Origin of the sequence: Streptomyces ureilyticus (assembly GCF_011045025.1) — a bacterium.
Taxonomy (GTDB): domain Bacteria; phylum Actinomycetota; class Actinomycetes; order Streptomycetales; family Streptomycetaceae; genus Streptomyces; species Streptomyces ureilyticus.
Genome location: NZ_JAAKZX010000127.1, coordinates 18085 through 27671 on the forward strand (window position 1 = coordinate 18085; position 9587 = coordinate 27671).

Consider the following 9587-nt stretch of genomic DNA (forward strand, 5'->3'; position numbering starts at 1 on the left):
AGTTACGGAACAGCCGCGTCGATCGCCTTCACGATGCGCTTGTCGGAGACGGGATACGCCGTGCCCAACGCGTGGGCGAAGTAGCTGACCCGGAGCTCCTCGATCATCCACCGAATGTCCAGCACCTGCTGAGGAACGGGCCGCCCCGCAGGCATCTGCTCAAGAAGCCACGCGTACTCGTCCCGCATCTCATGAACCTTCGCCATACGAGTCGTGTCCCGCTGAACGTTCGTCGGCATCTGCTGCAACCGCCGGTCCGCCGCCACCAGATAACGCATCAGATCCGGCAGCCGACGAATCCCCGCCTCCGTCACGAATCCCGGCTTCACAAGCCCGTCCAGCTGCCCCCGTACGTCCGCGAGGTTCGCGAGCAACGCAGGACTCCGTACGGACTTCAGGCGCCGCTCACACGCCTGCCAGGCGGCCAGGACCTGCTGGACCTGGTCGACCGTACGGACCGTGGTGTCCACGATCTCGGCCCGCACCTTGTCGTACAGCTTCCGATACGACTCCTCGTCCCAGGCCGGCCCCCCGAAGTCCCCGATCAGCTTGTCCGCGGCAGCCATCGCGCAGTCGTCGAACAGCGCCTGGATGGAGCCGTGCGGGTTCGCCGACAAGGCGAGCTTCTGCGGGTTGGTGAGCTTCTGCGACGCGAACTTCGCCGGGTTCACCGGAATTCCCAGCAGGATCAGCCGCCGCGTGCCCTTCCACATCGCCTGCTGTTGCTCGGCCTCGGTGTCGAAGAGCCGTACGGAGACGCTGTCACCGTCATCGACGAGCGCCGGGTACGCCTTCACCGGCTGACCGGCGCGACGCGTCTCGAAGACGCGCGAGAGCGAGCCGATCGTCCAGTCCGTGAGGCCCCTGCGCTCCAGGGACTCCCCACCCGTCCGCTCGGCCGTGGCCGCGGCCGCCTGTGAGATCGCCTGCCGCGCCTTCGGCTTGAGGCGCAGCTTCAGCGCCTCCAAGTCCTTGTCCTCGGCCAGCTTGCGGCGCCGCTCGTCGACGATCCGGAAGGTGATGCGGAGATGGTCCGGGACCTTCGTCCAGTCGAAGTCGTCGGGGGTGAGGGGCACGCCGACCATGCGCTTCAGTTCACGCGCCATCGTCGTCGTCACCGGCTCCTGGAGGGGTACGGCCCGCTCCAGGAACTTCTGCGCGAAGTTGGGGGCAGGGACGTAATTCCGCCGGATCGGCTTCGGCAGCGATCGGATCAGCTCCGTGACGACCTCTTCCCTGAGGCCCGGGATCTGCCAGTCGAAGCCCTCGTCCGTGACCTGGTTGAGGACCTGGAGCGGGATGTGCACGGTCACGCCGTCCGCGTCTGCTCCCGGCTCGAACTGGTACGTCACACGGAACTTGAGCCGCCCCTGACGCCACGCGTCCGGATAGTCGTCCTTGCTGACGTCGCCGGCGCGCTCGTTGATGAGCATCGACCGCTCGAAGTCGAGCAGTTCGGGCTCTCCTCCTTCGGTGGTCCGCTTGTGCTTCCACCAGGAGTCGAAGTGCGCCCCCGACACCACATGTTCGGGCACCCGCTGGTCGTAGAAGTCGAAGAGTGTGTCGTCGTCGACCAGAATGTCGCGGCGGCGGGCGCGATGCTCCAACTCCTCGACCTCGGTGAGGAGTTTGCGGTTGTCGGCGAAGAACTTGTGGTGCGTACGCCAGTCGCCCTCGACGAGCGCGTTGCGAATGAAAAGTTCGCGGGACGTCTCCGGGTCGATCCGCCCGTAGTTGACCTTGCGCTGCGCGATGATCGGCACGCCGTACAGCGTGACCTTCTCGTACGCCATCACCGCCGCCTGGTCCTTCTCCCAGTGCGGCTCGCTGTACGTGCGCTTCAGCAGATGCCCGGCGAGAGGCTCGACCCACTCGGGCTCGATCTTCGCGTTGACCCGCGCCCAGAGACGTGACGTCTCGACGAGCTCGGCGGACATCACGAAACGCGGAGGCTTCTTGAAGAGGGCGGAGCCCGGGAAGATCGCGAACTTGGCGTTCCGCGCGCCCAGATACTCGTTCTTCGCCCCCTCCTTCACGTCCTTCATGCCGACGTGGGAGAGCAGCCCGGCGAGGAGCGAGACGTGGACGCTCTGGTCACCCGCGTCCTCTTCATTCAGATGGATGCCCATCTGCTTGGCGACCGTACGAAGCTGGGAGTAGATGTCCTGCCACTCCCGGATCCGCAGGAAGTTCAGGTACTCCTGCTTGCACATCCGCCGGAAGGACGACGAACCCCGCTCCTTCTGCTGCTCCCGGACATACCGCCAGAGGTTGAGGAACGCGAGGAAATCGCTCGTCTCGTCCTTGAAGCGGGCGTGCTGCTGGTCCGCCTGCGTCTGCTTGTCAGCCGGACGCTCACGCGGGTCCTGGATGGAGAGCGCGGCGGCGATCACCATGACCTCGCGTACACAGCCGTTCTTGTCGGCCTCCAGGACCATCCGCGCCAGCCGGGGGTCGACGGGCAACTGGGCCAGCTTGCGACCGGTCTCGGTGAGACGCTTGCGTACGTCCTTCTGCTTGGGGTCCAACGCACCCAGCTCCTGGAGGAGTTGGACGCCGTCACGGATGTTGCGGTGATCCGGCGGATCGATGAACGGGAACTTCTCGATGTCCCCCAGACCCGCGGCGGTCATCTGGAGGATGACGGAAGCCAGGTTCGTACGGAGGATCTCGGCGTCCGTGAACTCCGGCCGGGCGTTGAAGTCCTCTCCGCTGTACAGGCGGATACAGATGCCGTCACTGGTGCGCCCGCAGCGGCCCTTGCGCTGGTTGGCGCTGGCCTGTGAGATCGCCTCGATGGGGAGGCGCTGGACCTTCGTACGGTGGCTGTATCTGGAGATACGGGCGGTACCCGGATCGATGACGTACTTGATCCCCGGAACCGTCAGCGACGTCTCCGCGACGTTGGTCGCCAGCACGATCCTGCGGCCGGTGTGCGGCTGGAAGACGCGGTGCTGCTCGGCGTGCGAGAGGCGGGCGTAGAGGGGGAGTACTTCGGTGAACCGATAGTTCTTCTTGGTGAGGGCATCGGCGGTGTCCCGGATCTCCCTCTCTCCGGAGAGGAAGACGAGGATGTCGCCCTTGCCCTCGGCCTGGAGCTCCTCCACGGCGTCGGTGATCGCGGTGATCTGATCCCGGTCGACATCCTCACTGTCCTCTTCGAGGAGAGGCCGGTACCGCACCTCGACGGGATACGTACGACCGCTGACCTCGACGATCGGGGCATCCCCGAAGTGCCGGGAGAAACGCTCCGGATCGATGGTCGCCGAGGTGATGACGACCTTCAGATCCGGCCGCTTCGGCAGCAACTGCGCGAGATAGCCGAGCAGGAAGTCGATGTTGAGGGACCGCTCGTGGGCCTCATCGATGATGATCGTGTCGTACGCGCGCAGCTCACGGTCCGTCTGGATCTCCGCGAGCAGAATGCCGTCCGTCATGAGCTTGATGAACGTCGCGTCCTGGTTCACCTGATCGGTGAACCGGACCTTCCAGCCCACGGCCTCACCCAGCGGCGTGTCCAACTCCTCGGCGACCCGCTCGGCGACGGTGCGCGCGGCGATGCGGCGGGGCTGGGTGTGCCCGATCATGCCGCGGACCCCACGCCCCAGCTCGACACAGATCTTCGGGATCTGCGTGGTCTTCCCGGACCCCGTCTCACCGGCGACGATCACGACCTGGTGATCGCGGATGGCCTCCGCGATCTCGTCCTTCTTCTGGCTGACAGGCAGCTGCTCGGGATACGAGACCGCGGGCACACGGGCGCGCCGCTCGGCCATCCGCTGCTCGGCCTTGCCGACTTCGGTCTCGATCTCGACAAGGACAGCGGCCCTGGCCTCCGGCTTACGGATCTTGCGCGCGCCCTCGAGCCTGCGCCCGAGCCGATGCGCATCGCGCAGAGACAGCTCAGCCAGACGAGGGGCGAGATCACCGAGGGCGGGGGCAGAGTACGTAGACATACGGGGTCCAGGATCGCACCTCGGGAAAAGAGGTGGCGAATGGATTTGCGTTCCGTCCTCACCGCTCATGTCACAGAGGGTCGGACTGCCTCGTCTCAGGGGGTGTAGCCACTGACCACGTGGCGACCCCAGAGGAGCACCCCATGGACGCGCGCCTGAACTAGATCGCCGACCGGACCGCAGGCAAGGCCCTCAAGTACTTCATGTCGGCGGGCAAGGCGTTCAAGGAGCCGCCGCTGCCGACCGTTGACCAGGACGTGAGGCGGGCCCGTCATCAACGGGACTGACCTCGGGATGCGGTCCAGGTCGCCGCCCACTCTCAACCCGAAAACCAGAACAGTTACGGGTCATCTGTGCGAGGCATCACTCAGTCGGATGGTCGATCTTCGATTCTCGGAACGAATCCGGCGACGGGATCTAGATTTCTGTTCGTGAAGCTCGTAATTCGTGTGAAGCTGCTGCCGACGCCGCAACAGGCGTCGGCACTGCAGGCGACCCTGCACGCCTGCAACGAAGCCGCCAATCACGCGTCCCGCTGCGCCTTCACAACCGGCATCAAACGTAATCGCGAACTGCGCACACAGATCTACGCCCAGCTCAAAGACCGCTGGGGTCTCGGAGCGCAAGCCGCCCAGCACGTCATCAAGAAGACCTGCGACGCCTACGCAGCACTCGCGGGCGGCCTCAAAGCCGGCACCTTCGGCCGCCCCGGCTCCAAGCGCCGCGCCAAGGCCACCGGCAAACCGATCACCTTCCGCCCCGACGCCGCCCAGCCGTACGACGACCGGATGCTCTCCTGGCAGACAGAGCAGCGAACCATCTCCATCTGGACCGTCCAAGGCCGCATGAAACGCATCCCCTACACGGGCCAGGAAGACCAGCTCGTCCTCCTCGCCCGCCGACGCCAGGGCGAGTCCGACCTGATCCAGCAGAACGGCCACTGGTACCTGCTGGCCACCATCGACCTACCCGAACCCCCCGAAAACCCTGCACCACAAGGCTTCATCGGCGTTGACCTCGGCATTGAGAACATCGCCACCACCTCCACCGGCAAGAGGCACAGCGGTCGACAGACCAACAGGACTCGCGAAAACGACCGCCGACTACGACGCGACCTCGCCAAGAAGAACACCCGCTCGGCCAAACGACGAGCCAAGCGCAACGCGGGCAAGCAGGCCCGGCGCACCCGCGACATCAACCACAAGATCAGCAAGCACATCGTGGCAGAGGCTCAACGCACCGGCCGCGGGATCGCCCTCGAGGACCTGAGCGGCATCCGCGAACGGGCACGGCTGAAAAAGCCCCAACGCGTCACGCTGAACTCCTGGGCCTTCGGGCAGCTCGGCTCCTTCATCGCCTACAAGGCACGTAAGGCCGGAGTGCCCGTGGTGTACGTCAACCCGGCGTACACCAGCCAGGAGTGCTCGCAGTGCCACCACATCGACAAGCGCAACCGGCCTCGCCAGGCCGTGTTCACCTGCAGATCCTGCGGCTTCGTTGAGCACGCGGATCTGAACGCGTCCCACACCATCGCCCAACGCGGCTGGTGGATGTGGGTCCGCGGGGCCGAGTCACAGGTCCCTGTCCTCAGGCTCGTGGCCTGAGGACTGGATGCGCCGGTTTCTGCCGAAGCCATCGGTGGGCCGAGCTGCAAGCCGGGGAGTGAATCCCGGGTAGCGGACGCGGACGCTCGTACAGCGAGGCATGAGACACACGAGAAGGCCCCGATCCGGAGATCGGGGCCTTGACTGTGGCTGGGGCCGGGGTCGAACCGGCGACCTATCGCTTTTCAGGCGATCGCTCGTACCAACTGAGCTACCCAGCCGTCAAGAGGTTTCCTGAAGAAACCTCGGCGGTCCTGACGGGATTTGAACCCGCGGCCTCCACCTTGACAGGGTGGCGAGCACTCCAAACTGCTCCACAGGACCAAGCTGTTGCGTGCGAACAGTGTCGCACACGGGGTGGCGTGCTCCCAACGGGATTTGTGACCGGGGGTTCACGCTGTGGCGGCGAAATGTCGCTGGATCAGCGTATCAGACCGGAGGCCGTGGCCCGCACCTCTGACCTGCGGGGCCACGGCTTCCCGGTTCTGCGTTCACGCGTGGTCGGCTACTCGTCGAAGGTGACCACGACCTTCTCGGCGGCCCCGGGCGTCGGTGGCCGGGCTCGTACCGCACCGGTCGCGCCCGGGTTCGTACGAGTCCACCGGAGCCCATCGTGTCAGGTGGCCGACCAGCCGTTGTCGACGGGGAGGACGGCGCCGTTGATGTAGCTCGCGGCGTCGGAGGCGAGGAAGACGATGGCGGCGGCCTGTTCTTCGGGGGTGGCGAGCTTGTCGCCGACGCCGACGCCGAGGTAGGGGCCGAGTACGGCGGGGCCGTGGGTGTCCGGTCGTACGTCGGGGCGGAGGTTGGTGGCGGTGCCGCCGGGGGCGACGGCGTTGGTCCTGATGCCGGACTTGCGGTACATCACGGCGAGGGATTTGGTCAGGCCGACGATGCCGTGCTTGGAGGCGGTGTAGGCGGCTCCGGCGGTGCTGCCGCGGAGGGCGGCTTCGGAGGCGGTGAAGACGATCGCGCCGCCGCCTGCGGCGAGCAGGTGCGGCAGGGCGGCCCGGGTGAGGCGGAAGGGCGCGGTGAGGTTGACTCCGATGACGCTGTCCCATTCGTCGTCTTCGGTCTCGCCGAGGGCCGACATGTGGTCCATGATTCCGGCGTTGTTGACGAGGACGTCGAGGCCGCCGAAGGCCTGTACGGCGGTGTCGACGATCTCGGCGATGACCTTCTGGTCGCGGAGGTCGCCGATGACTGCCTTGGTTGTGCCGCCCGCTTTTTCGATGGTCTTGACGGTCTGCTCGGCGCCTTCCTGGTTGACGTCCGCGACCAGGACGCTCGCGCCTTCCTCGGCGAACTTCACGGCTGTGGCCTGGCCGATGCCGGAGCCTGCTCCGGTGACGATGACGCTGCGTCCCTGAAGGCCGGTGCTGCTCATGGGTGTGCTCCCTGAGGTTGTCGGTCGGCGTCTTATTTGAGTTAGGCAAGCATGTGCGGATTACTTGAGTCAAGCAATTAGCTGTTAAAGTGAGGAGCATGGCCACACCGCACCCAGCAGTAGGTGGCGTCTCGCCAGACGTGCTCATGATCGAGCGCGCACTCACCCGCGCTGCGTATCTCTCCGGCAGAGCCCGGCAGCACGAGCGCCTCATGGCGCTCTCGGGGCTGCCGCTGGACCGTGCCGCCGTGGCGGTACTGCGGCAGCTCGCCGAGAGTGAACCGCTCCGGCTCGGGGAGCTGGCGGCGCGGTTGTCGGTGGAGGCCTCGCACGTCACCCGTCAGGTGCAGCAGCTGGAGAGGGGCGGCTATGCGAGCCGTGTCCGCGATCCGGACGATCGACGGGCGCAGCGGGTTCGGCTCACGCCGGCCGGCGAGGAGGCGTTCGTCCGCGTACGGGAGGCCAGTGCCCGGGGTATGCAGATGGCTCTCGCCGACTGGTCGCCCGAGGAGTTGCTGCAGCTCGCGTCACTTGTCCACAGGATGGTCGACGACTTCATGGGGCGGGCGGAGGCGGACCTTTAAGGTGCGGCCGCCTCCGGAGTACACGACCTACACGGATGGTCTTGCCATGTACGGGAGTATCAGCGAGAAGCCGTCGTCGGCTCGTGGGGACGGGCAGCATGTTCTGGTCGTCGTCGATGATCCCGATACGGCGGAACTCCTCACGACCACCTTGGAGTTGGCGGGCTATCGGGTCGGTACGGCGGGTACCGGGGCCGAGGCCGCCTTGCTGGTCGCGGAGTACCGGTTCGATCTCGTCGTGCTCGACGCCACGGTGCCGGATCTGGACGGGCTCACGCGGGGGCGGCGCGTTGCCGCGCTGGACCGGCCGCCGATGCTTTTTCTGACTGCGTGTGAGTCGCTGGACTGTCTTGTTCCCGAGATCGGGCCGGGGGAGCAGGATTACGTCACCAAGCCGTTTCGTATCGCCGAAGTGCTGGCCAGGGCTCGGGCTTTACTGCGTGGGCGGAATCCCGTACAGCCGGATGGGGCGCCTTGTTATCGCGATCTGGTGCTGGACGATGCCACGTGCCAGGCGCGCCGCGGGGAGAGGGTTTTCGATCTCACGCCTGCCGAGTACCGGCTGTTGCGGCAGCTGCTGGTCAATCCGGAGCGGGTGCTGTCGAAGGAGCAGATCAGCCGGCAGGTCTGGGGTGAGTTCCGGGCCCGTAACGCGATCGAGCAGCTTGTGTCGCGGCTGCGGCGCAAGGTGGATCAGGAGGAGCCCGCGCTGATCCATACCCGGCGGGGTTTCGGGTACTGGCTGGGGTGCTCGAGGCGATGAGGGCCTGCGGAGTGCGGTTGTGGTTCGCCTGCGGTCGCCGGGTGCTCAAGCTCCCGGATGGTGGTTTTCTGGTGGGTGGGGCTCGTGGCTTGGTTTGGCCGGGCCGTCTCGAGGTACCGCGGCGCGGTGACGAGAGGAGCGATCACGATGGACAAGGCACGACCGCATCCGGAAACCGTCTCCGTGGAGCTCAGCGGATGCAGCAAGGAAGACGCCCGCGTCGTGTTCGACACGCTGTGCGCCTGCTTCAGCTCCGACCGGTGCGCCGAGGACGTACCGCAGGAGCTGTCGGCTACGCGGCCGACGGTGTGGCTCGGCACGTTCGACGTCGCCGATCCGCGTGAGGGCGCCCGTCCTGCCCGTCCCGCTCGCCTCGCGGCGTCCGTCACGGCCGATGTCCAGGGCGGGTACTGGGCGATCGACCGGTTCCGGTCCACCCTGGACTCGCTGTTCTCCGTGTATGAGGTCAGTACGGCGTCCGGGGACCAGGAGGAGGAGTTGCATGTGCGGCTGGAGAGCCGGCGGCTTCAGGAGGCTTGAGCGGTAGGTCCGTCCCGTACGGCCCGTACGGCCTCCGGTGTCTTTGCCTGTTCTTTACAACGCGGTTCCTCGCTGTCTCGTCTCTCTGCTCGATCTGTGACTCGCCCACTGAATTCGTGGGCGGGCGGAGCGACGAAAGAGAGCGACTGATGCGCCGAACTGTCCTTGCCGCTATGGCACTTGTGGGTACGGCTGTGCTGGGGGGTGCGGTGCCCGCGGTTGCCGATGGGGGGAGCCCGACGGCGGTTCCGTCCGCCCCGGCGAGCGCCACTCAGCCCCCGACGTCGCCGGCCACTCCGGCTCCGGCGCCGAGCGCCACCACCGCTCCGGGCGGCTCTGACACTCCGGCTCCGACTGAGCCGCCGACCTCCACGGCGCCGAGCGCCGAGCCGACCCTGCCGCCGAGCGGCGAGCCGACCCTGCCGTCGGAGGGGCAGGTCTCCGTCGTGCCGAGCGGGGCGCCCGACACCGGCGCGACGTCGGGGTCCGAGGAGTCCGGTGGCGACGGCGCGCTGATCGGGGGCGGTGCCGCGGTGCTCGTCGGGGGTGGTGCGGTGGTCTATCTCGTACGTCGGCGGAGGGCGACGGGGGTATGACGGCGCCGTCCAGGCGTGCGGTCGTCGCGGCGCCGCGAGCCGCGCCTTCTCCTCGGTGGTCAGCCGCGAGAGCAACTGGCGGGCCTCGGCGAGCTTCCGCTGAACGTCCGCCTTGGACGACTTCAGGGTGTTCTCGGTCTTGGTGAGCGCCTGAAGG

Annotated in this window: 7 protein-coding genes, 2 tRNA genes and 1 pseudogene; 5 read left to right on the forward strand and 5 right to left on the reverse strand. The window is 66.9% G+C overall.

The window, feature by feature from the left end; genetic code table 11:
• Window positions 1-2 precede the first annotated feature (2 nt).
• Window positions 3-3956 (reverse strand): ATP-dependent RNA helicase HrpA, encoded by a 3954-nt coding sequence (gene hrpA, locus G6048_RS31250; protein ID WP_165342956.1) that lies wholly within the window; start codon window positions 3954-3956, stop codon window positions 3-5.
• A gap of 353 nt (window positions 3957-4309) precedes the next feature.
• On the opposite strand from hrpA, the gene G6048_RS31255 reads away from it, so the two are divergent.
• Window positions 4310-5560 (forward strand): RNA-guided endonuclease InsQ/TnpB family protein, encoded by a 1251-nt coding sequence (locus tag G6048_RS31255; RefSeq protein WP_328827486.1) that lies wholly within the window; start codon window positions 4310-4312, stop codon window positions 5558-5560.
• Between the two features lie 147 nt (window positions 5561-5707).
• On the opposite strand, the gene G6048_RS31260 is transcribed toward G6048_RS31255, so the two are convergent.
• From G6048_RS31260 to G6048_RS31270, 3 genes are all read right to left on the reverse strand, one after another.
• Window positions 5708-5781: transfer RNA gene (locus G6048_RS31260), tRNA-Phe, on the reverse strand.
• Between the two features lie 28 nt (window positions 5782-5809).
• Window positions 5810-5884: transfer RNA gene (locus G6048_RS31265), tRNA-Asp, on the reverse strand.
• Between the two features lie 292 nt (window positions 5885-6176).
• A complete protein-coding gene (locus G6048_RS31270; protein ID WP_165342957.1) occupies window positions 6177-6947 on the reverse strand; it encodes an SDR family NAD(P)-dependent oxidoreductase in 771 nt (256 codons plus the stop codon).
• A gap of 98 nt (window positions 6948-7045) precedes the next feature.
• Between G6048_RS31270 and G6048_RS31275 the strand changes: the two genes are divergently transcribed.
• From G6048_RS31275 to G6048_RS50105, 4 genes are all read left to right on the forward strand, one after another.
• Entirely contained in the window at window positions 7046-7531 is a 486-nt protein-coding gene (locus G6048_RS31275) for a MarR family winged helix-turn-helix transcriptional regulator (RefSeq protein ID WP_165342958.1), read from the forward strand.
• A 46-nt stretch (window positions 7532-7577) separates the two neighbouring features.
• Window positions 7578-8294, forward strand: a complete 717-nt coding sequence (locus G6048_RS31280; protein ID WP_165342959.1) for a response regulator transcription factor — start codon at window positions 7578-7580, stop codon at window positions 8292-8294.
• A 147-nt stretch (window positions 8295-8441) separates the two neighbouring features.
• Entirely contained in the window at window positions 8442-8834 is a 393-nt protein-coding gene (locus G6048_RS31285; protein ID WP_165342960.1) for a hypothetical protein, read from the forward strand.
• Between the two features lie 149 nt (window positions 8835-8983).
• Window positions 8984-9430, forward strand: a complete 447-nt coding sequence (locus tag G6048_RS50105) for a Tat pathway signal sequence domain protein (protein WP_235990561.1) — start codon at window positions 8984-8986, stop codon at window positions 9428-9430.
• Window positions 9431-9451: 21 nt separating this feature from the next.
• Here G6048_RS50105 and G6048_RS50110 read toward each other — a convergent pair.
• Window positions 9452-9587 (reverse strand): annotated as a pseudogene (locus tag G6048_RS50110) (glycoside hydrolase); the annotation flags it as partial.

Excerpts from the sequence above, each read along its gene's own strand:
- G6048_RS31280 (WP_165342959.1), top strand. The coding sequence starts at position 7,578 with ATGTACGGGAGTATCAGCGAGAAGCCGTCGTCGGCTCGTGGGGACGGG.
- G6048_RS31270 (WP_165342957.1), bottom strand. The coding sequence starts at position 6,947 with ATGAGCAGCACCGGCCTTCAGGGACGCAGCGTCATCGTCACCGGAGCA.
- G6048_RS31285 (WP_165342960.1), top strand. The coding sequence starts at position 8,442 with ATGGACAAGGCACGACCGCATCCGGAAACCGTCTCCGTGGAGCTCAGC.
- hrpA (WP_165342956.1), bottom strand. The coding sequence starts at position 3,956 with ATGTCTACGTACTCTGCCCCCGCCCTCGGTGATCTCGCCCCTCGTCTG.
- G6048_RS31275 (WP_165342958.1), top strand. The coding sequence starts at position 7,046 with ATGGCCACACCGCACCCAGCAGTAGGTGGCGTCTCGCCAGACGTGCTC.
- G6048_RS50105 (WP_235990561.1), top strand. The coding sequence starts at position 8,984 with ATGCGCCGAACTGTCCTTGCCGCTATGGCACTTGTGGGTACGGCTGTG.